At 44.0% G+C, this 24,051-nt stretch carries 15 protein-coding genes; 12 read left to right on the top strand and 3 right to left on the bottom strand.

Annotated features, from left to right (window positions below):
* The first annotated feature begins 1 nt into the window (after position 1).
* The 11 genes from BMW79_RS21655 (at position 2) to BMW79_RS21605 (ending at position 17,472) form a co-directional block, all read left to right on the top strand.
* The gene (locus tag BMW79_RS21655) at positions 2-1,768 is read left to right on the top strand and encodes a DUF4397 domain-containing protein (protein WP_089898026.1); all 1,767 of its coding nucleotides are present in this window, start codon (positions 2-4) and stop codon (positions 1,766-1,768) included.
* A complete protein-coding gene (locus tag BMW79_RS21650; RefSeq protein WP_089898024.1) occupies positions 1,768-2,976 on the top strand; it encodes a hypothetical protein in 1,209 nt (402 codons plus the stop codon). Before BMW79_RS21655 ends, BMW79_RS21650 begins: the two co-directional genes overlap by 1 nt.
* A gap of 29 nt (positions 2,977-3,005) precedes the next feature.
* Positions 3,006-4,070, top strand: coding sequence for a fasciclin domain-containing protein (locus BMW79_RS21645; RefSeq protein ID WP_089898022.1), 1,065 nt, complete (start codon positions 3,006-3,008; stop codon positions 4,068-4,070).
* 57 nt (positions 4,071-4,127) lie between these two features.
* The gene (locus BMW79_RS21640; protein ID WP_089898020.1) at positions 4,128-5,465 is read left to right on the top strand and encodes a hypothetical protein; all 1,338 of its coding nucleotides are present in this window, start codon (positions 4,128-4,130) and stop codon (positions 5,463-5,465) included.
* Positions 5,466-5,467: 2 nt separating this feature from the next.
* A complete protein-coding gene (locus BMW79_RS21635) occupies positions 5,468-6,457 on the top strand; it encodes a fasciclin domain-containing protein (RefSeq protein WP_089904047.1) in 990 nt (329 codons plus the stop codon).
* Between the two features lie 20 nt (positions 6,458-6,477).
* The gene (locus tag BMW79_RS21630) at positions 6,478-8,664 is read left to right on the top strand and encodes an IPT/TIG domain-containing protein (protein ID WP_089898017.1); all 2,187 of its coding nucleotides are present in this window, start codon (positions 6,478-6,480) and stop codon (positions 8,662-8,664) included.
* A 34-nt stretch (positions 8,665-8,698) separates the two neighbouring features.
* Positions 8,699-11,971: a TonB-dependent receptor gene (locus BMW79_RS21625; RefSeq protein WP_089898015.1), complete on the top strand. Its 3,273-nt coding sequence runs from the start codon at positions 8,699-8,701 to the stop codon at positions 11,969-11,971.
* A 139-nt stretch (positions 11,972-12,110) separates the two neighbouring features.
* Positions 12,111-12,281, top strand: a complete 171-nt coding sequence (locus BMW79_RS33930) for a hypothetical protein (RefSeq protein ID WP_177192277.1) — start codon at positions 12,111-12,113, stop codon at positions 12,279-12,281.
* 74 nt (positions 12,282-12,355) lie between these two features.
* A complete protein-coding gene (locus BMW79_RS21615; RefSeq protein WP_089898011.1) occupies positions 12,356-12,907 on the top strand; it encodes a hypothetical protein in 552 nt (183 codons plus the stop codon).
* 259 nt (positions 12,908-13,166) lie between these two features.
* A complete protein-coding gene (locus tag BMW79_RS21610; protein WP_089898009.1) occupies positions 13,167-13,832 on the top strand; it encodes a hypothetical protein in 666 nt (221 codons plus the stop codon).
* A gap of 970 nt (positions 13,833-14,802) precedes the next feature.
* Positions 14,803-17,472 (top strand): TonB-dependent receptor, encoded by a 2,670-nt coding sequence (locus BMW79_RS21605; protein WP_089898007.1) that lies wholly within the window; start codon positions 14,803-14,805, stop codon positions 17,470-17,472.
* Here BMW79_RS21605 and BMW79_RS21600 read toward each other — a convergent pair.
* The 3 genes from BMW79_RS21600 to BMW79_RS21590 form a co-directional block, all read right to left on the bottom strand.
* Positions 17,469-17,882 (bottom strand): hypothetical protein, encoded by a 414-nt coding sequence (locus BMW79_RS21600; RefSeq protein ID WP_143059245.1) that lies wholly within the window; start codon positions 17,880-17,882, stop codon positions 17,469-17,471. The genes BMW79_RS21605 and BMW79_RS21600 overlap by 4 nt on opposite strands.
* Positions 17,883-17,932: 50 nt before the next feature.
* On the bottom strand, positions 17,933-19,087 hold the full coding sequence (locus tag BMW79_RS21595; protein WP_089898003.1) for a FecR family protein: 1,155 nt from the start codon (positions 19,085-19,087) through the stop codon (positions 17,933-17,935).
* A 310-nt stretch (positions 19,088-19,397) separates the two neighbouring features.
* The gene (locus BMW79_RS21590; protein WP_089898001.1) at positions 19,398-19,958 is read right to left on the bottom strand and encodes an RNA polymerase sigma factor; all 561 of its coding nucleotides are present in this window, start codon (positions 19,956-19,958) and stop codon (positions 19,398-19,400) included.
* A 582-nt stretch (positions 19,959-20,540) separates the two neighbouring features.
* Between BMW79_RS21590 and BMW79_RS21585 the strand changes: the two genes are divergently transcribed.
* Complete coding sequence (locus tag BMW79_RS21585) at positions 20,541-24,041, top strand: SusC/RagA family TonB-linked outer membrane protein (RefSeq protein ID WP_089897999.1); 3,501 nt, start codon at positions 20,541-20,543, stop codon at positions 24,039-24,041.
* The last annotated feature ends 10 nt before the right edge of the window (positions 24,042-24,051 follow it).

Genomic DNA, 24,051 nt, shown 5'->3' with positions numbered 1-24,051 from the left:
GATGACAATGAATATTCCGGTACCACCGGTGATACAGCGCCTCTGTGCCGTTACGGTGTGTATGTTCCTGATACTTTGCGGCTTACCCGCGTGTAAAAAAGAAAAAACTGATCAGATACCCGACAACCGGGCAACCACGGTTAACCGTGCACCATCTGCTACCCGTATTGTGAACATGGGAGGCTATCTCGATGTGGTGGCCAATGGCCAGAAATTAACGAGTTATGTGTATAAGTCGCCCAATGATCCCGATGCACTCAAATATACAGGTACCCCGTATTTCCCGGAAGATGGCCGCCTGGGAAGTACCTGGATGATACCGCAGGACCTGTTCGGAAAAAATGGTGTTGCATTAATGAAATTCGATGCCGACCGGGCCAACGGAAGTTTACCGGAGCTGGCGATCAAAGATGATTACAGTCATCCGAAAGACTATTACCTGCCACTTGGCCAGCAGGTGGCAGAAGGCCAGCCGGATTACGTGATTGTAGAACGTGGTATGGCGCAGCCTTCCCGGCCGGATCATTTTAAGATCCGTATACTCAATTTATGTGCGCAGCCGAAGGAGAGTATCTTTTCCCCGCGAGGACCGGTAGAGGATCTGAGAGGACCCGTAACCCTTGCTTATGCGGATGGTACTTTGGTGTCTGAGAAAACAACCGGCATCAGTGTGGCGCAAAAAGTATCAGAATACGTTGAACTGCCATATGGCGCTTATCAGTTCAAGGTGCTCACCGCAGATGGCAGACAGATACCGGGAGCAGCCGCATTGTCTGATGAAAACAGGTTGATCGATCCTCCTACTTCCACCATTGGCCTGGTCAGCAGCGGTGCCATCGTATCGGGTAATCTCACCTTTGCGCCGGTATTCAGTTACCAGCCGGGTGGCATTTACACGATCGTTATTTCTCCGTACAATTTTAGCTATCTGGCTTCGGCAGAAGAGCAACGGAGCGGCGCTATACAAAATGGATTCAGAATCATTACTGATGTAAGTCCATCTCCCAATACTACTTATTTCCGTTTGCAGGGATTTAATGCATTGCCGGGTTCCGAAGCAGTTTCCTTCCGGGTAAACGGTAACATGTTGATGAATAAGTTGCCCTATGGCCAGGTATCTTCCTACAGTAACTATATACAGGGCCCCACCAGGATAGAAGCGTTGAATGCAGGAGGAACAGTACTGGCTGCCGCCGAAGAGCAATTGCGCCCGGGACAAAACTATACGGCCTGGTTATATCCGGATGCAACCGGAAAAGCAAAGATCGTATTGGTGGCCAATGACCTGAGCGGACAGCTATATGCTTCCGGCACTGTGAACAATGGCAGCAACAGTGGTACTACTTTCAAACAGGTGCGGGAAGATTATATGTTCGACAGGCGCTTCCTGAATTTATCTCCCGATATGCCTTACCTCACCTGCACATTCAGCAATGGCTTGTCTGCCGGACGTGCAGCCGTAAATCTTCAACCAGGCGTTCCCGTTACAGAGCAGCCTTACATCCGGGGGAGCAGCTTATACTTTCTGCCCTATGAAATAATGGCTTACCGTTCTGCACCTGACGTAGTGCCCGGTGCATGGGCAAAAGATATCACCGTGCTGACCAGCGATCGTTTTGTAGCCCGCAGGGAACTGTATGAAGCAGTTGGTCGTGGCGTACCCACGCAGGAGCCGGGCATTTTTACCATCGCCCTCATAGGCCGCACAGACAACCTGGCCCCGGCAGCAGAGAAAGCAAAAATGATCATCGTTAAACATAACAGGTAATGAAATATAAACAGTTATTATGGGCGTTCAGCCTGGTGCTACTGTTGGCCGGATGCAGGAAAACAGAATATACTAAAATCGATACGCCCGCCTATCTCCGTGTGTTCAACGATCTGAACTATGTGCAAAGTATGGATACCAAAGACAGTAAATATCCTTCCCTGTGCATGATCATTAACCCGAAGATGGATGCTGCCGGCTTACCGGTAGGAGGTGAGATTGTAGGTGATTTCCTGGATAAACGTGCGCCCTATGCGCCACCTTATCCTTCCCATATCGGTAACAGTAATTCCGTGTATAATCCCGAATATCCCGGTAAAGAAACCGTACTGGCAGGACCCATACTGAACGGATTTGATCTCAGCAGCTGGGCGCAGGTGCCTTCCGGAAAACTCCGGATCATGTTTTACTACCGCAGCTATAACACGATCCCGTTTTTTCAGCTGGAAGAAAAACTGAAAAAAGATGTATTGCTCGATACCACTATCGATCTGACCGCCGGAGAAGTGTATACCCTGCATGTGCTGGAAAAGGATTTTAACACCAAGGCATGTGGTGTGCTGTTGCGGCAGGAGAACTTTCACAAATTATCCTTGTCTGATTCCAGCACCTATGTGAATTTCTATAACTACAGTTCCAAAGGTTTCGTAGAAGCCGACGCCCGCTTTAAACCTTTACGGCCAACGCTTAAATCGTTCCAAAGCGGTATAAAAGATACGATGAATATCTTTTATACACTTTTCAAATCCCAGGCTAATCCGGGGGCAGCACCCTTTCTGAGCAATTATAAAAATGTATTTATGGGAGTGCTGGTGCGCAACCAGGAAAGTAATCGTCCGGCTGTTTATCACAGTTTCCCGTTATGGGCGGACGCAGAAGCGGATCGTATCCACACCGATATGTGGCAGCGGTTTGAGTTGGTAACACCAGGTATAGATGTAGCCAATAACTCCTATAACACGGCCGTTGCCGGCAGGGAGCTCACGTTCGGAAATTTCGCTGCTGTCAACTGCCTGCTGAACGGACAAGTGGATATAGGCGGCGCAGGCTATCTGGCCAACGGCCTGATATTACCTAACGTGCTGGTGAACGTGCATTCAGGGAAATACAATCCGCGCACGTTCGCAACAGTTAATACGATTGAAGTGGTGAACAGTTCTGTATATCTCACCACTATCCAGCGGAAGTACCCGGCGCCGGTGTATTGAGCTTATTCAGATAATTAAAAACACAGCAAATGAAAGGGACATATTCCAACATCTATACCGTGCTTTTACTGCTTTCCAGCCTGCTTTTTTCATGTAAACATGAAGATCTGACAGTGCCAAAGCCGAATAAAGATATACGGCCGGCGGGAGACTTTATCAGGAACAATTATGATTTCAGTCTTTTTTACGCAGCACTTGAATACACCGGACTGGTGGCAGAATTGAATGGCAAAGGGCCTTTTACCGTGCTTGCTCCTACAGATCAGGCCTTCCATGAACTGGGTGTACAATTGCCGGGCGATTTTCAGAAAATGAATAAGGACAGTCTCCGTTTTGTAATGGCCTATCACATACTGCCTATACGTTTGTTGTCGTCAGATATACCTGTCAATGGTGTTGATATACGATATCAAACGCTGGCAGGGAAACAATTGTATGCGTCACTGGGTATGTTTTCGCCAGGATACAATTATCCGCAGAACTTTTTCACTTTCGGTGGTTGCCAGTTAGACAGAAGAGACATTACGTTGTCCAACGGAGTGATGCATACCATGAAAAAACTGCAGAAGCCTTTCCCTGATGTTACGGTGCAGGCCTGGTTAGCAGCAAGACCAGCCTACAGCATATACGTGGCAGGCTTAAAGAAATTTGGCTTGTGGGATGCTTTGGCCCGGCCCGGGCGCTTTACCATTTTTGCGCCCAACAACCAGGCATTTGCTGATGCAGGTATTACAATGGAGGACATTGCCGCGCTGAACCCCGCATTGTATGAGGGTGCACGCCTGTTCGGTGCTTACATCCTGTATGACCGGCAATATTTTATTACCGATAAAATAGTTTTCGGGATCATCAATGCCGAAAGCCGCTATAAGTACCGGGTGAAGGATGATGACTGCGACTTTGAATTAACAGCCTATTTCCAGGAATACACGGTATCGTTATCACATGTTCCGGGAGGTAACAGTCAGCCGGAAGTATTTGGAAGTGTTACCGTTCCTTCCACCGAATGGGTGAAGATGGATAATATCTGTGAGAATGGTATTGTGCATCAGCTGCCGGGATTAATGGTGAGGCTCGACCAGGCAAAGAAGTAACGGGATGAAAAAATAGCTTAAGTCGATTAATAGCGATTGCAAATAAAATAGATAAAAATGAAAATTTTAAACCGCCTGATCAAAGACATTTCCGGTTATGCCGGCAGCGGGCTGTTGACAGTTTGTTGCCTGGCGATACTCGCCACCGGATGCAGCCGGGAAGAATTTATGCCCCCGGCGGAGGGAGAACAGGTGCCTTATAAAGATACCGTTCATATTACCGTGAAAGAGGCGCTGGCCCAATCTCCCGCCAAACTGTTTTACCAGGCATGGCAGCGTAGTCATATGGATACCATCCTGGCTGCTGTTACAGATCCCAAAAGCGGTTGTACCATTTTAGCGGTCAGCGACGAAGCATTGCTGGCGGCAGGTTATACGGCCAGCAAAATACAGGGCATGGACCCAAAAGATCTGGACAGCCTGCTGATGTTTTATTCACTTCGCGGGAGGTTCGATGCACCGGCCTTGACTAACCGGGCAGATAACCTGATTGCCCTGAGTTTGCTCATGAGACCGGGATTGCGGGGAATGCCGGACCCGGATACACGTAATCCTTATGCCAAATGGATTTATTATTTCAAACAGCACCTGCAGGTAATGAATGGAAAGACTTATGTAAATGGACGGGTGACAGGCAGTGGTGTTTCTATCCCGGCAAAAGACGGATATGTATGGTTACTGGACAAGATGGTGCCCAAACCGGATAAGACCCTGCTACAGGTGCTCGAAGCGGATAGCCGGTTTACGATACTGCTGGAACTGTTGCGGCAAAGAGATGCGTTATACAACCAGATTTTTGAGGAAGGTGCAGGTTACTCTCCCAATGTAAATTTTTCTCAGTTCTATGGATGGGCGCTGAAATTAAATCAGTACACCGGAGAGGAGGACGACATAAACCTGCTGTTTACGACCATCTTTCTTCCCACCAACGATGCCTTCAAAGCGGCTGGTTTTAATACGGTGGAAGATCTGATGGCGTTTAACGAACGCCGTGGGCTGCCCCGTTATGAGGACTGGAGCATGAAAGGTCGGTTTGCAACAGATTCGCTGTTGAGTTTCCATACAAACTGGGGCATTTTACCAAAGGAGTCGGCAGGCGATTACCCGAGAAGTGGCAGTTACCCGGTATTCTACAGCAATATGTTCCCGGGCAATGCGGTGTCCCGTCTGATATTCCTGGCATCGTTTAAAGACCCTAATGGAACGGACTACGTTGATGACAGCTATTACATGCCGCTGGAATTCCATCAGGATGCTTCCGGCAAAACACAGGTAAAAGTAAAAGGCTCAGAGGCTCCGGCAGCTACCGTAACAGAAGCCGATATTCCCACGCTGATGGGTCCCCTGCATGCTGTAGACAGGCTACTTATTCCCAAAGGATTTAAACTGGATTAATGATGAAAAGGATCAATATACTTATACCGGTAATGTTGGCAGCAGTGCTGTGCTGGAGTGGTTGCACGAAAAATGATGCGGACGTTGCCGGGATCGATAACGGCCTGATCACGCTGGTGGTGGCCGATAACTTTAACCTTTCTTCCTTCGGCGCAGCTTTAAGGCGAAGCGGTATGGATGCCACACTGAAAACATCCGGCCCTTATACCGCATTGGCCCCGTCTGACGGCGCATTTAACGCCGCTGGTTTTCAGGGAATCGGAAACATACTGACAGCAGATCGCCTGCTGATGACCCGTATTGCCAACTACCATGTGCTGGAAGGGAAATATGAACTGAACAGATTGCCCTATCTGTTTAACCAGGAACTGCGTTCCCGGGGCGGTAAATTATTTGTTACGCACTGGATCAAGGGTGAGGATACCGTGATCACCATCAATGGAGCAAGGGTGCTGGCGCAGAATATTGAAGCATCCAATGGGCTGATACAGGTGATAAACCATGTGCTGGCGCCCTATGTGCACGAACAACTGGGGAATGCCGTAAAAGCAGAAGAGAATATTACGCTCTTCGCGCAGGCACTTATCACTTCCGGGCAGATGGAGACGATCAATAATTCAGGGCCTTATACGGTGTTCGCTCCATCCAATGCAGCGATGATGGCGATAGGTTATACTTCTGTACAGCAGGTAAGCGAAACCAATCCGGAAGTATTGAAGCGGCTGGTGAATTATCATATTATCCGCAACAGACGGTTCATCTATGACTATGTGCTGAGCACAGGTTCATCAAATACCAGCCGCCAGGTAATGCTGGATGGCAATACCGTGAATATTCAGCTGGGAGAAGATCCTGCGGAACCGGGGAGGTTAGGCACGATCATACTCAGCGGGACCGGTAACAACACCGGTGTGAATGTGGTGAAAAAAGATATCCTGACCGGCAACGGTGTATTACAGGTGATAGATGGTGTTTTAAAAATTACGCAGTAAGCATACATAATACTTAGAGTATGAAAAAAATACTACGAAATTCCGTGTTTGCGCTCACAGGCTTGCTGCTATTGCTGGCGGCAGGTGGATGCAGAAAGAAACACGATAATGAGGCCACCCCGGAAATGAAAGTGGCGCGTTATTATCCCAACAGCGGAAAAGCAGGTACGCTGATCACGATTGAAGGGGAAGGCTTTGGAACAGATCGTGGACAATATACTGCTACCGTATCTGAAACGGCTGTTGAAGTGATCAGTGCCACCGCAAAGGCGATTGTGTTGCGTGCACCTGAAAAAGGCGCCAGCGGCCCTTTAACGTTGAAATATCAGCACCGCTCATTCAGCATCGGGCAATATACTTACCAGACGTTGAGCGTGCAACGCATAACGCCGCTCAATGGTCCTGCCGGATCATCCGTGAATATCAGCGGCGAAGGTTTTGGTGGCACCGGTAAGCCCGCTGCAGTATTCATGAATGGAAAAGAGGCTATCGTGATAACCGCCAGCGATACCCTGCTGGTAGCAGAAGTACCCGAAGATGCAGGTACCGGACCGGTAACGGTGAAGGTAGACAATGCGGAATCGAGCGGACAGGAATTTACCTACCAGGCCATAACCAACATCCGTCCGCAGTCGGGTGGAAAAAACACAAAAGTGACCATCACCGGTACCGGCTTTGAAGTGCTGGCTGCCGGTAATGTGGTGACCTTTAATGGTAAGCCAGCAGAGGTAATCGAAGCAGGTACATCAAAACTGGTGGTAGTGGCGCCGGAAGGTGTGGAGACCGGGCCATTGGTGGTATCTATCCATGATCAAAAAACAACCGGCCCCGTTTTTACCGTTGTAGCACCGCCGCTTATCAATACGGTGTCGCCGCTCAGCGGTCCCCGTGGCGTTGAAATGACGATTTCCGGAGAAGGCTTCAGCAATGTGAAGGAAGAAAATAAAGTATTTCTCAATGGCGTAGAAGTGCCGTTATCCGCAGCGAGCAGTAAAGAATTAAAACTAACGATACCTGGTGGTACCGGTGATGGTATTGTGAAAGTGGTGGTGAATGACCAGGAAACAGCTGGTCCCCGGTTTAAAGACCAGCAGCTGGGTATTGTGACGGTAAGCCCGGAAAGCGGATTGGAGGGTACTTTGGTAACGATTATCGGCACCGGTTTTAGTAGTGTTCCGGCTGAAAATACCGTTTACTTTAATGGGGTGCCGGCAACTGTTACCACTGCCACTGCAACAACGCTCCAGCTGACTGTTCCCGCAGGGGTTAGTACCGGGGAACTGAAGGTTGTTATGAAGGGTGCAACGGCTATTGCACCAAAGTTATTCAGAAGGGCAGGGGTGATGACGCTGGCGGGTGGTCCGAATAGCAATACGTTTAGCTGGACCATCTCCAAAATAGCAGTAGACCGTAATAAAAATGTGTACGTTTCCAATAACACACAGGTGCATAAAATATCGCCTGATGGTAATGTCACCGTGCTGGCGGGCAGTGAAACAGGAGAGGGTGGTCAGAAAGATGGAACGGGTACAGCAGCAAGATTTAACTATATCCGTGGAATGGCGGTGGATAACAACGATAACATCTACGTAATGGATGGAGGGTTGCGGAAAATTACACCTGCGGGTGTAGTTACTACCGTAAGTACACAGTTCACAGGCGGTAGCCTGACGTTTGGCCCTGATGGTAATTTCTATACGGCCAGGGGATTTGAAGGCATCTTCCGGTATAATATCAACGGGGTTACGAAAATTTCCAGCATCGGGTTATTTGACGATTGCCGCCCTGCAATAGATAAAGCCGGTAACATTTACATCAGCAAAGATCAGTATGAATCCGGTGTCAGCTTTATTCCCAGCGGATCTGTGTTGGGTTACTATCCCAGGGCATTGATTGGTAATCCCTACAATCCGGGATACCAGGACGGATCTTTCGCCACTGCTTTATTGAATTACAATCTTACCAGCCTGGTAGCAGATAATAACAGTCTGTATATCCTGGACGGCGTGAGCTATGCCATCAGAAAAGCAGATCTGGTAGCGAAAGAAGTAACCACCGTCATTATTACAGAAGGAGGGTTTGCAGATGGTGCTTTTGATCAGGCCAGATTCGGATATGGCATGTCTGATATGGCAATAGACAAGGATGGTGATATCTATGTGGTAGATAAGGCCAACAAGGCTATCCGGAAGATCTTCCTGAAATAGCATTTAATAACAAACAGACCGTAACAATACAGGTATGAAGAAAATATCGGGATCTGCGTTCAGATGGACGCTCGGGTTACTTTTGCTCTTACAGTTTCCTTTAAGTGTATTTTCACAGGAAACAGGCGGTTCGCTAAGCGGCCGTGTAACAGATACGACAGGCGCCCCTATGGAAGGAGCAACCATTATGGCGCTGCATACTTCCACAGGTACAAAATATGGGGTGATGGCCGGTAAAGATGGTCGTTATTTTTTGAACAATCTCCGTATCGGAGGCCCCTATACCGTTACGGCCACGATGATGGGGATGGGAGTGGATACCAGGGAAGATGTTGTTATCCGCCTGGGTGGCAGCTTACAGCTCGACCTGGTGCTGAAAGGAAGTTCCAGGCAGTTAAATGCGGTGACGGTAGCGGCGTATAACGGGAAAGCCCGTACGGATAATTATGGTACGGGAAAAAATATCAGCAGTCAGCAGATACGCAATATGCCTACGGTTAGCCGCAGTATCACAGATATTACCCGGCTCACGCCCCAGGGGAGCCGGGATAACAGTTTCGGTGGCACCAATTTCCGTTACAACAACGTTACGATCGACGGGGCGGTTAACAATGATGCTATAGGTTTCAGTCCTTCGTTGGGAGGGCAGACAGGTACCTCCGGCATGGCCGGCAGCAGCACCCGCACCAACCCGGTTTCCCTGGATGCCATAGCGGATATGCAGGTGTACCTGGCTCCGTATGATGTAAAGATCGGCAACTTCACCGGTGGTTCTGTGAATGCGGTTACCCGCAGCGGTACCAACCGTTTCAGCGGCTCGGTGTATGGATTTGGTCGTAACGCCGCCATCACCGGAAAAGACCGTGTGGGTAGTCTTGGAAAAATGAACAGCGATTTTCATGAATACCAGGCTGGTTTCCGCGTAGGTTTCCCGATCATTCAAAATAAACTGTTCTTTTTCAGTAATGAAGAAATCACCAGCCGGCAGGATCCATCGCAACTATCTGCCGGGATACCGGAAACGGCGCGCATCCTGAGTAAAGAAGATGCAACGACGATTGCCGCCACCGTGAAAAACCGCTATGGCGATATCTTTGATGCAGGTACAGCAGGGGTGTATAATAACTGGAACAGGTCACAGAAGTTTTTTAACCGGGTGGACTGGAATATCAACGACAAACATCAGCTGGCGATCCGTAACAATACCATATTGAGCAAAGCCACTCATATGGACCGTGATCAGCAGGATTTTCGTTTCAGCAGTATGGCTTTCCAACAAACGAATAACCAGAGCAGCACGGTAGCGGAGCTCAAAAGCCGTTTCAGTAACAGGTTATCCGGAAATCTGGTGGCAGGGTTTACGATGGTGAATGATAAACGTGACCCGCTGAGCGATCCTTCGCTGCCGCAGGTACAGATCATGGGGCGCGCACCTGGCACAACGATCTATCTGGGAACAGACCGGGAAGCCAGTATCTTTAATATGCGTCAGCAAACGTGGGAGTTTACCGCCAATGTAAACTATGTAGCTGGTCGTCATAAGATCCTGGCCGGTACACATAATGAGTTGTACAATATCCGCTATGGGTTTGTGAATAGCTGGAATGGCCGGGTAGATTATTCAAGCATAGATGATTTTATAGCTAATAATCCTTTCCGTGTGCGGGGTAGTTACAACTACATCAATAACACGCGCGATTATATCCTGTCGCACCCTGCTGCAAAGTTCAATGTGAATATGTACAGCCTGTATTTGCAGGATGAAATCCAGGTGAGTGACCGTCTGCAGGTAACGCCCGGGTTGCGTGCCGACTTCACGCATTTGCCAACTGCTCCTGTGCTCAGCGATAAAGTGAAAGATATACTGACGGATCCCAAATTTGGTACGACATACACCTACACGCCATTGAACAGGATAACAAATAATTTTCTGAATAGCGTGCAGATATCTCCCAGGATAGGTTTTCGCTATGATGTGCTGGGCGACCGGAGCCTGATACTCCGGGGTGGTGCCGGGCTCTTTACCGGCCGCATACCCTTTGCATGGCTGGCTTATGCCTACTACAATACCGGCGATAGTTATGGCGCATTTGATCAGCGTGCCGACCAGAAACCTTTTACGCCCGGTAGCGATGCAATCCGACCAGGGCCCAATGGGATCGGAAGTTTCATTGAACAGAATGGCGCCGTTATCAATAACCCCAACAGTGGTAAAACACAGGTGGACCTGGTAGATAATCATTTTGTATTGCCACAGGTATTGCGTACCAGTGTAGGGATAGATTATGAAGCGGTGAACGACTGGCGCTTCACAGTAGAAGCCATGTATACGCGCAATATAAAAGATGTTCTTTTTCAGCAGCTCAATACAAAAGATAATCCCTACTGGTTTGGTTATGATACCGCCAGAAAACAGCCGGTGTATAGCGGAACGGTAGATCCCCGTTTCTCCAATACCTATTTACTAAGCAACACCAATCAGGGCTACAGGTATAGTGTTACCGGGACAGTGAGCAAACGTGCTGGTACAAAATGGGAAGCCAGCGCATCTTATACCTATGGCGAATCAAAAGACCTGAGCAACGGCGTGCGTAACTCCATGGAAAGTAACTGGCAGCTGAACCAGGCGATGGTACCGAATAATCCGGCTTTATCGCATAGTAATTTTGATATACGTCACCGTATCATTGCCAGTGTCAGCTATAACCAGGAATGGAAGGCTGCCGGGAAAACCAATATCAGCCTGTTCTTTAGTGCACAGTCAGGCAGTCCTTTTACCTATGGTATTGTTAACAATAGTATACAGGGTTTGCCACAACAGGTGTCCCTGGTGTATATACCGCAGCGTGGCGAGGCGGTCAGTTACTTTAAAGATCTCCCGGAAAAAACGGTGGAGCAACAGGCCGATGCGTTTAACCGTTTCATAGATGATAATAAATATCTGAACAGCAGGAGAGGACGGTTTACGGAGCGTAATGAAGGCCGTACACCCTGGAATATTCAGGCAGATCTGCATGTGGCGCATGACCTGTTTGTAAGCAAGAACAAGTCACGTTTTATTACCATCACGGCAGATGTGATGAACCTGACCAACCTGCTTAACAAGAGCTGGGGTATTCAGTATTTTTCTCCCAATACCTTTAATTCCACCAGCAGTGTGGGATTGACACCGGTGTTATTTCCTCCGCAGCAGAATAAAGACAATTATCCGGTATTTATTTTTGACGATCCCGGAAAACCATATAGTGTGGATTACTTTGGTTCGCGGGTACAGATGCAGGTGGGGGTGAGGTATACTTTTCAGTAAGTAGTTCGGTTTCTGTGCTACAGGATCACGACAAGACCTGGAATCTGACGCTTTGCGTGAGGTTTCAGGTTTTTTTATTAAAAATACTTTTGGCCAGAAAAATAAATTACTTTTAAAGCCGGAAATTTTTAATATACCTATGAAGAAATGTTTGTTTACCATCGCCCTTGGTTTTATTATTGTAGGCGTTCATGCGCAGGATTTACAAACCGTAACTACAAATGGGAATAAGACTACCAACCGTCTCGTATTGGGTACTCTGGATGATGGGTTTAGTAAACTCCAGGTGGCCGGAGGCGGGCTTATATAATGGATATTCCTATGTCGGCAGAAGAGAAGAAAAAAAGGAGAGAAACAATGTCGAATATTAAACTTAAATGAGTTATGCGTAATCTACTACTAGTGAGTTTTATTACTATACTATTGATTTCTAACATCAATGTTTGTTTTGCTAAATCAATTGAAGATAGCTTGAGCGCTAAAGTCATTTCTTATATAAAAAAAACAACAGGTAAGAGTAATATTGTTCATTTACCTCGACAAATAGCTTTTACTCTTTCATCAATATCTGAGGATGTAATTAGAAGAAATTATGTTAAGGGATTTGGCTATAACCATAGGAATGATTTCTTAAGTAAAGAACCATTGGTTAGAATGGTAGAAGATTCTTTGAAAGAAGTATCTAATAAACTAAATAGCTATTGTCCTATTGAGGTTGATAGTACCTCGGTTTATTTTGATAAGAAGAATAGTGGGAATGTATTACTGATAAGTCAGCTCTGCTCAGGAGTGTTATTCGCCGAATTGGCGAACAGCTATGGTGTCCTTATAGGGAAAGGTGGTGTTGAGCTCTCCGGGACAGTACAAACATTTATGTTTAAGATTGTAGATGGTGATATTTTTGAAGTTTATTCAGGGCTTATGTTTTGCAATTAGAAGGAGATATGTTGTTATCCATTTGGACTGACGATGGCAGGGATAAGTTCGAATGCGTTGAAAGGGAGTAACTGCTCTGAAAATCGCATAAAATACAACGGAAAAGAACTGCAGAGTAAGGAGTTTGGAGATGGCTCAGGACTTAAATTGTACGATTATGGAGCAAGGATGTATGATGTATAAATAGGGAGATGGCATGTGATAGATCCTTTAGCTGATATGATGCGTAGACACTCACCATATAATTATGCGTTTGAAAATGAGATATAAGATATTTATCTATATAATGTTTATCCTTATTCTTCCGGTTATTCTGATTGCTCAGAATGTAAAGTTAGGACATACAGATTCATTATTTATAGAATGGAATAAGGCCACGATTCAGTCTATAGAAAATCAGATAAAAGTAGCTACAGATAAATCGGTAGAAGCGCTTTATTTGAATGAGGATTCAGCATTTAGAGGCTATATAGAGATTGAAAATATAACAACAATTAATCGTAGGTCAGTGCGTTATCTTTTCTTAAGCGCCTTTAATTCTTATTATCACAATTGTGGTGATGAAATTTACGTTGTGGAGGCGAATGAATCTGGAGAGAGGGTCCGGATCTGTAACTATGTATTGTCTTTAAACACTGCAACCAATAGTGTAGATATTGTAAGATTTCTTCTGATTGGCGAAAAATGGATTAAAGATCTCGGCACAAATGTGAAGATCGATAACTTAGCAACGAAATGGAGAAAATTTGAGACACAAAGAGTAGCAGATACTACGCAGGGGGTAAATGATGATGTTGTGATAGTAACAATGATAAAAAATGGAGTTATCAGATATTCAAATTATTATCCAGAAGGAAGACTGACAAATGATAATCTGATTGAGAGTACACTGTTAGCACCTGTTAGAAATAGAGTATTATTTTGATTTGTGAAGTTCTCATTAGGAGGCAGATTACCATCCCTATGGACTCACCATGAGTAGTATATCTTCAAATGCACTTAAAGCCGCGAATTATCCGCAGAGTTGGAAGAAATATAATTCATATGATAACCAGGGGTGTGGTGGCGGATTGTGTAATCCGGGGCTCACTCTAATAAATAGCGGAAATGTTGGGATTGGTATATCAAAACCTTAGTCATTATTGTCAGTAGCAGGAACAGTTACCGCTCAAAGGGTAAAAGTAACTTTGATGGTTGAAATGGGAAATGTTGATAAGGATGGAAAAAATGGCAAGGGTACCAACTCAAGTGTAAGGCATAACCCACTTAATTTGAATGATGGTTCAGATCATACTACGGCGATAACAAATGCAGACGGGTTTCGTTTAAGAAGATAGATTCCTTCGTTGTTAAATGGAACCAGGCAACGATAGCTTCCCTGGAAAGGCAAAAAGTTATGTCAAAAGACGATAATGTAAAGGATTATTACAATCAGCGGCTACTTGCTACTTTGTAGAATTGTATACTTATTTACTTGACGGCTGGTATCAGAATAAAGTAATTAAGATCACATCTCACAGGCTTCGAGAGCCATTAAGTAATCTTCTTGTAAATTTGAAAAAAGGTTTTAACAAGGATGATGTAATAATAAGTCATTTTGTGTATGATATGAATGATATGATAAAGATAACTTCCGAGTATTATTTGCATACGACACTATCTTGGGATAGTGGGATAAAACAGCTATTAGATGCTTATGATAGCAATAATTAATGACTCGTTTGATGATGAGAAAGGAAGAGTCATTACTATCCTTTTGGGTTTACCATGAGCGGGATATATTCAGATGTGTTTAAAGAATCGAATGGAGGGGTATAACTTCAGGCAGGGCTTCCCATACTGCAGATCGGTTGCGCTAAGTTTTACGATCTTAACAGACTATGTAAAACGCCGGCATGAAACCTCTGCTAACTTTAATACTGTTGGTTTTGTCCACTGTTTGTGCTAAATCCCAAAACGAGCAGAAAGTATTACTTACAGGTCGGATTTTAGAAGCGGGTTCCAAAATGCCTATGTTTGGAGCGGCTGTTTCTATTTTGAATGCAGATTCATCCAATACGCCATATCAGGCAATTTCCGATGTAGCGGGCCGGTTTTCGATTCCGGCTATCAGGCCTGGTTCTTATCAAGTATATATACGGTACTTAGGGTATCAGCCGGTAATGAAGCGTATATCTTTAAGTAAAGATTCTCTCAGAACGGCTTTGGGAGATTTGTATATGGTAAAGAATGGCGTCACATTGGATGAAGTTAAGATTATACAAACCCCGCCTCCCGTTAAAGTAAAAAAAGATACGCTGGATTATAGTGCCGCTGCATTTAAGACTAATTCGCAGGACAACCTGGCGCAGCTGATGCGTAAAGTTCCGGGTGTAGAGGTGATGCCGGATGGGGCCTTAAAAGTTAACGGCGTACTGGTAAAAACGGTGCTTATAGATGGGAAGGGGTATTTTGGAAATGATACCAGGATGGCGAGCAAATATCTGTTATCAGGTTTGGTGGAAAGGATACAGATCATTGACCGGGTGCCTGAGGAAACGGATGCGCGGAGTTCAAGGGTAGATAAGTTTGAGAAGGTTATTAACCTGGTCATTAAAAGAAGCAGTTATAATGCGTGGAACGGCTCGGCCTCGGCAGGAATAGGCACGGAAGGACATTATAATGGAGGCCTGAGTTTAAACCGGTTGAATGCAGACCAGCAGATCAGCATTATTGGTGGGGCCAATGATGTAAACGGTTTTGACCGGAACCTCGATCCAATGGGGAATAATGGACGCTCCAAAATCTGGAACGCCGGTGTCAATTATAACCAGGTGATTTCCCCTAAACTCAGCGTGGAGACTTCATTCAGCGTTTCAGATAATACCACTAACATTCAAAGTGAATCTACCCGCCGGAATACTTTGCCAGATTCCAGTTTTACTACCCAACAGGATCAGGTGTCCCATCTGCATGCGCAAAGCCAGTTCCTTACGCTGAATCTTACCTATCAATTGGATAGCTTGTCCACGCTTATTTTACGCAATCAGCTGGGATTTGGCCGGAATGACAATGAGCAGCAAAGTAATTATGAATCCCGAAGTGATAGGGGATATCTGATGAATTCCGGTAGTTCAGGAGCCAATGAGCATAGCAATAATTTCCAGTATAACAGCCAGTTGATCTATACCCGCAAATTTAAGCGGCAGGGGCAGACCTTAAATCTACAGTTGGAATACGGCATGGGCCGGTTATCCGGAGCCCCTTATAACCACTCTCAAACGCTGTATACCGGAGGCGATGGACAAGCGCGTACCGATAGTTTTAATTTATACAATAAGCAGCTGAATAAGACAAATGACGTGCAATTTATAGCAACATATGCTCATCCATTAGCTAAGGGGCAGTACCTGGACTTCAGCTACTTATTTTCCAGTCACCTGGACCGCAATAAGAAAGATGTATTTGATTTTGATCCGCTTAAACAGCATTTCGACATACAGAATGATAGTCTCTCTGCTGATCAACGTGCCGGAAGCTACATTCAAAATATGGGACTTGGTTACAGAAAGGAGGGGAAACGCCTGGATTATTCGCTTGGTCTGAACCTATTCCTTAACGCTCAGGACAGCCGTCTCCTCAATTTCAATCAATCAGCCACGCAGCGGTTAACTTCACTGCTGCCTTTCCTGGTTATTAAATATAATATAGATCCCACCCATCGGTTACGCCTGGATTATTCATCCACGGTATTGCCACCATCTTCCAGTCAGCTGTTGCCTGTTCCGGATTATAGCAATCCTTTACTGATCAGTAAAGGTAATATGGACCTGCGTGCGTCGCGCACTGACCAGCTGAGTGTAGCATACAGATTCATCAACCCGGTTAGTTCCCGGAGTTTTCTGGTGAAGCTTTCTGCAGAATTCCAGCGGGATAAGATTACAGAGAATACCACCCTGGATACCCTCGGCAGGCAGTTTATTACACCGGTAAATATCAATGGTCCGATATCGGGAACCATTGTTATTTCCAATACCTTCCCGATCACCCGGCTTCATGCCTTCCTGAATGCTAATACATTATTTAAAATGAGCAATGAGGTCAGTATGAATAATGGAATGCTTTTGAATAGCCAGCGTTTAATGGGCCTTCAGAGTGTCAGTTTTAATTATAGCCATAAACAGGCCTGGGACGTGATGGCCATGACTAACCTGGTTTATAACGGCAACCGGTATGGCCGGTTTTATCAACCGGATATTAATACCCTGGACCTTTATTTTACTTTAAAGGGAAACATAAACCTGCCGTCAGGCTTTCAGTTGGGAACAAAAATTAACTACTTCCAGGCTACCGGAAGGGAACCGGGATACAACACTGATCAGCTGATCTTTAATTTTATGATAGGCAAACAACTATTCAAAAAGAATGCAGCTTTACAGCTATTGGTTTATGACTTGTTTGATCAGACGAATGCGCAGAGCAGGAATGTCGGCGAAAGCTATATAGAGGATATCAGGACAAACCCCTTAACCAGGTTTGGAATGCTATCTTTTACCTGGTTTTTTGGACAAAAAGACGCCCGTTAATTATAATTCAGCGCACAAACCGGAAAGAGGACCTGGTTAATCTTTTGCGTTAACGAGGTGATGATGCGATCCCTTACCTCAGGCTGTATCTCCATGTAAATATGGAAAAGCAGAGATTCCCAGCGGCTCGCCGGGATATTGTTCTTTTCATAATTTGAGCCGATGACAAAGCCATTTTCAAATTTAATGGTGGGCTGCTCAAAATTCAATAATACGGTAAACGGGCCATAAAGGTTCGTCAGCAGGCGGTACAGGGCACCATCTTTCAGGTATTCTCTGATCAGGTATTTAGACTCCCTTTTGAATAATAATTTGATGAGCATGACTTCAATAAGTGCCGGCGGCACATGGTGGATGGAGGCCTCATCAATACAAACAGCTTTAAATTCGGAAATGGTGTGCTGGCTCATATAGATAAATTGGTTAATGATATACTCGTTAAATGCAAACAATAATCATCTCAATTAAACCTGACAGTATTGGCATCCAGGCTATACTTTATCGTTGTTACGGCAGCAAGGTTATTTAGAAATACGGTAATATCTGCGTTTTTATCGATTCCGCCGGTGAACTTTTGTTCCAGTAATTTTGGGTTGTCTATACTTACCGAAACGCCATACCAGCGTTCCAGAACGGTTTTGATTTCGGTGAGGTCGGCGTTTTTAAAGGAATAGTTTCCTTTTTTCCAGCCCAATACCACTTCGTTCTGTGATTGTTCTGTAGTAATTCCCGCATCTGGATTGATCGTAGCTGTTGTACCTGGCTTTAAGACCAGTTTCGAGGTTTGCGTCACTACCCGAACGGAACCTTTGATGAGTGAAACTTTAGTATGTTTCTCATCATAGGAGTTCAGGTTAAATTCGGTTCCCAGCACTTGCACATCGCCTCCTGGTGTATGCACCACGAAAGGGCGCCTGGCATCTTTGGCAATATTCAGGTATGCTTCGCCCGTTACGCTGATCTCCCGGCTTTGCCCGAAGGTAAACGGGAATTTGACTGTAGTACCGGAGTTTACCTGCAGCAGGGATCCGTCATTTAATTTAATACTGATTTGTTTCCCAGCCGGGACGTTTAGTGTATTGGTGCCACTTTGCGCGCCGGTGAAACTGAGTATTTCATCTTTAATAGCGACCTGTACATCCTTTAATGCAATGCTTTGAGTTGACTTGCTGAGGTCAATTTCCTGGCCATCAGCAAGTTTCAGGACAACTCCTTTGGGATTAACATGCGAGTCTTTCAGGCTGATAATGGATGTTTTATCAGGAGTGAACAGACGAGGTAAGTTTTTGATTGCAATGATGGAAATACAAATGGCGGCGGCGTATCCAATATAAGGCAGCCACCTGATCGATTTTTTATGGGTGGTTAACTCAGGAACTGGTGTATCGATTTCTTCGGGTGTAAATGGCTTCCAGATTGTTGGATTATCGATTTTATGAAAGTTGGTTAAAAGCTCTTGTTCCGTGAAATTTCCACAGAATTCTATCCAACGCTCCTGGGTAGGTTTATCGGTGGCGATTTGATCCAGCAGCGCACGTTCCTCCTTTTCAGTGAGGGTGCCTGCGCAAAGTCTGGCAAAATCGTATTCAATATCATCTTTTATTCTGAACCTCATACTCGGGAATTAAACACATGATTTCGATTAACCTTCTAATCGCGTCAATATTTATTATTCGTAATCACATGAAGTTTACAGGAAATGGGGGCATAGGAGCCGTCCACTTATATATAGACACTTGTATGAAATAAAATCTTCAAAGCCACTATATATTTTTTTTATTTTAATTTTTGGTGTATTTGTGCTTTTCATGAAGTATTGTGTCTATTGAATAGACACCTGGGTAAAGCACTATCTTCAAAACTGCCCATATTTCTTTTAGTCTTTGGAAGTAAGCATAAGTATTGATTTCCGGTAACGCCCGTATTCAGGGCAGTTCCAGGTCAGGATTGAAATTTTTTAGCCGCAGTCCCAAAAGCTTAATGGCATAGTTCAGTTGGGAACCGACGGTTTTTTTACTGATTTCGTTCGCCTGAGCAATTTCAGCATAGGACATTTCCTGGAAATAACGCATTTCCAGGATTCTTTTAGAGGCAGAGGGTAGGGAGGCAATTGCATCACGCAACAGCTTGTTCAGCAGGATCTTTTCAATCGCGGTTTCCGGCATGACGATTTCATCAGCCTCTTCCAATACGATCAGGGATTCCCGGACCAGCTTGTCCCGGACATAATTGAGCGCGCGGTTTTTAATCGCCACACATAGGTATGACTGGCAATTTTGGATCTTATCCAAATGCTGCCTGTCTTTCCATAAGTTCACAAATGCATCATGAACCAGTTCCAGACATGCAGCTTCATCTTTGATGAAAGTCCGGGCATATATGTAAAGCGCTTTCCGGTGTTTACTAAATAACTCTTCGAAGGCTGGAACATTTCCCTCCCTGATCAGTTGTAGTAAATAACCATCTTCATGACTTTTAGCTATCATGATGTAAGGACAATCTGTTTTGAAATTATGGGCCGGTGGTTATCTGGTAATTGAGGAAAAGCAAAAATTAAACATTACGCTGATGTTTTTGACGATGCCGGATAAGTAAGTTTTAGTTTTAATTAAGTTCTTGCCGGAGTGCAGACCAAATCCCCATTTGGTTGCCTGCTCCGATGATACATAGAGTGATCTGTCCAGTTTGTTAAATTTTAGTTTTTAGCCGTCGTTTGGATGAGTTGAAGCCCATTACAAGATTTACGAGTCAAAAAAAACTTTGGATTTATTTTATTCAAAAAATGACAATTTTTTTTGAATAAAAGGTTAAATCCTTATCCACTGTACATTCTTAGGTGACAATCATATTTGCAATTCCCTACATTGGTTGGTGGCGGTGCGAAGATTAGAAATATTTTTTTATTTTTTTTATTTTTCTTTTGAAGTTTTTCTTCACGGCAAGTGTCTTTATAAATAATGATTGTCCATTTCAGCTTTTTTCCCCGAAAAGCGATAAATAAATTTTAGAGCCGTAGTTAGTGAGCACTGAAGTTTACGCTATTGTAAACTTGACACCTGCTTATTAAAATGAATAGACATTTACTCCGCAATGTTATTGCATCCCTACTCTGTATTGGAATAATACAGCAAGCCTTCGGCTTTCAGAAAATAGCTGCCGATAATGATAAGCTGGTCACCCTGAATTTTTCTAATGTACCATTGGGAGATATCCTGACGGAGATCCAGGCACAGACAGGGCTTGTCTTTTTTTACAGCAATAATATTCTGAATGCTGCCGAGCGAAAAACCATTCGGGTATCAAAGGCCCCCGTTAATCAGGTCCTGCACCGGCTGCTCGATGAGCGACGGGTTTCATGGAATGTAAATGTGAATGAGAAAGCCATTAGAATTGTACCTAAAAACGCTTTGGGCAACGTTGTGCTCAGCAGCGATTCAACCCTTAAACCTTTCATTGGCAGAGTAACCGATAGTAAAGGCCAGCCTTTGCCTGGTGCAACAGTTAAGGTTAAAGATTATCCACTGGGTACCACATCTGATGTTTCTGGTGTTTTCAAAATATTTAACCTGCCCGTACATTCAGTACTTCAAATTTCATTCACCGGCTTTGAACCGCAGGAAGTTGCGGTTGAGGGGCGCTCAAATCTGGATATTGTATTGTCTGCTGGTTTGAAAGACCTGAATGAGGTGGAAGTGGTGTCAACAGGTTATCAGAAGTTGCCAAAGGAGAGAGCAACGGGATCGTTTGCGTATGTTGATAATAAATTACTAAACCGCAGCGTGAGTACAGATGTTTTAAGTCGTCTGGACGGTGTTACCAGTGGTTTGATTTTTAATAAGCAAGCAAACAAAATAGGGGGTGATCCTAATAATGGTGGTGACCCTACCATCAGCATACGCGGTAGAAGTACCCTCTTTGCCAACACGCAACCGCTTGTTGTTCTGGACAACTTCCCATACGAAGGAGATCTGCAAAACATTAATCCGAACGATATTGAATCAGTCACGATTCTGAAGGATGCAGCTGCAGCGAGTATTTGGGGCGTTCGTGCTGCTAACGGTGTTATTGTATTGACTTCAAAAAAGGGGAAGAGCAACCAAAAGCCAAAGGTTTCTTTTAACACAAATATCAATGTCATTGACAAACCGGATATTTATGCTGTACCTCAGATGAGTTCTAAGGAATCAATTGAATTGGAAACGTTTTTTTTTAATAAGGGAAAGTATAATGTGTTTTTGAATTTTGCGCCTTATTCAGTTCAGTCACCTGCTGTAGATATTTTGGATAAACGAAAAAAAGGTTTAATTAGTGATGCCGATGCTCAAGCCCAACTGGACCAGTTATCCAATATTGATTACAGATCCGATTATAGTAAGTATTTCCTCCGTAAGGCAATTAATCAACAATATGCGTTATCTGTAAGTGGAGGAGGAGAGAATAACCAATACTATATTTCTGGCGGTTTTGATAAGAATCTTGCTAGTCAGATACCTAACGATTACAACCGCTTCACTTTGAATGCGCGGAATACATTTCAATTTTTAGAAAAGCGATTGGAATTTTCGAGTGAAATCTTGTTTACAAAAAGCAAAACTGAAGGGAATTCAAATAATTATGTAGCGTTAAACCCGTATGAAAAGCTTGTTGATGCTTCCGGAAAAGCATTACCTGTAGTTCGCGACTGGCGACAAGCCAGTAAAGATGCATTAAGTAATAAGGGACTACTGGATTGGAATTACTATCCGTTTGATGAACGTTTAAACCAAAATAACCAATCAGATCTTTCCGACTATAGAATTAATCTTGGATTGAATTATAAGATTTATAAGAATGTAGTGTCATTTGCAATAAATTATCAGTACCAACAAGGTAATGTGAACCAGTCAACGTTGAATGATGAAAATACTTATTCTACCCGGCTTTTGATTAATCAATTTAGCCAGATTGATCCAACAGGAATTATTACTTATCCTATTCCTCTAGGTGGGATATTAACCAATACGAACACGAATTATAAGAGTAATACTGGCAGGGCCCAATTGAACTATAGCCAAATTTTTTCAGGAAAACATGCAGTGAATGCCTTAGGCGGTTTTGAAGTCAAAGATTATAATGCCTTTAGCATTACAAACCAACTATATGGTTATAATTCAGATAACGCAACCAGTGTGCCTGTAGATTATTTTACCATCTTTCCATATTCCATTGGAAGAGGGAGTGATAGAATTCCTAATTTTTATGGTCAAAACGGATCCTCTGACCGATTTGTATCTTATTATGCTAATGCCTCCTATTCTTATCAATATAAGTATACATTTTCCGCAAGTGCGCGTCGTGATGAGTCAAATTTGTTTGGCGTTAAAGCTAATCAAAAGGGTATACCATTATATTCTTTGGGGCTGTCCTGGGATATTAGTAAAGAAGCATTTTATCATGTAAGTTTTTTGCCTTATTTGCGTATTCGGGTTACCGATGGATATAATGGTAATTTAAGTAAAAATTTGTCCGCGTATACTACTGCTAAATCAATGGGTTATACGAACATATATAATTCTCCTCAACAAACTATAATTAATGCTCCAAATCCTCAGTTAAGCTGGGAGAAGGTGCATGTAATAAATATTGGAATCGATTTTGCATCCAGTGCAAGCCGCATTTCTGGTAGTGTAGAGCTATACTCTAAAAAAGGTCTCAATTTAATAGGAAACAGTCCGATTGCTGCACAAACAGGTGTTATCCAGTTTACAGGTAATACTGCAGATATGCTTACACGTGGATTAGATTTCACGCTTAATAGTATAAATACCAAAGGTGCCTTACTTTGGACTACGAATTTTCTATTAAGTGTAGTCAAAGACAAAATTACCTCCTATAAGCTTCAAACTGGCGTGAATGATTATTATGTCACTCAGAACTTTTCCAATCCATTAGTAGGACGGCCATATTCTTCTATTTTTTCTTACCCTTCAGCGGGCTTGGATACTACCGGCGACCCTCAGGGATACATTGATGGTAAAGTAACTAAAGACTACAATGGAATTTTGAATTCTACAGATCTGTCAAACCTTAAATATATGGGCACTGGCACACCAACGGTATTTGGGAGTTTAAGAAATAACTTTTCATATAAAGGAATTGATCTGTCTTTTAATATTTCATATAAACTCGGATATTATTTTAGGAGAGGCTCGTTTACAAGTTCTGGTTCTATATTCAGACAGGCTGACTATGATAAGCGCTGGCAAAAAATTGGAGATGAGAATTCAACGATAGTACCCGCTTTAAAATGGCCAATCGATAATCAGAAAGATCAGTTTTATCGCGGTTCGGAGGTCTTAGTGGAGAAAGGTGACCATATCAGATTACAGGATATTCAGGCGGGATATAATTTTAAATTTCGCCACGGACAATATTCTTTCACGAATTTAAGGATATACGGATATGTAAGCAACTTAGGAATAATTTGGCGGGCGAATAGATTAGGTTTAGATCCGGATTATACTGGTAATGCCAATTATTTGGTTCCAAACCCTAGAAGTTATGCAGTAGGAATAAATGTCAATCTCTAAATCTTAAATC

This window comes from Chitinophaga arvensicola (assembly GCF_900110835.1).
GTDB lineage: Bacteria > Bacteroidota > Bacteroidia > Chitinophagales > Chitinophagaceae > Chitinophaga > Chitinophaga arvensicola.
This window is presented reverse-complemented; position numbering and strand designations above follow the sequence as displayed.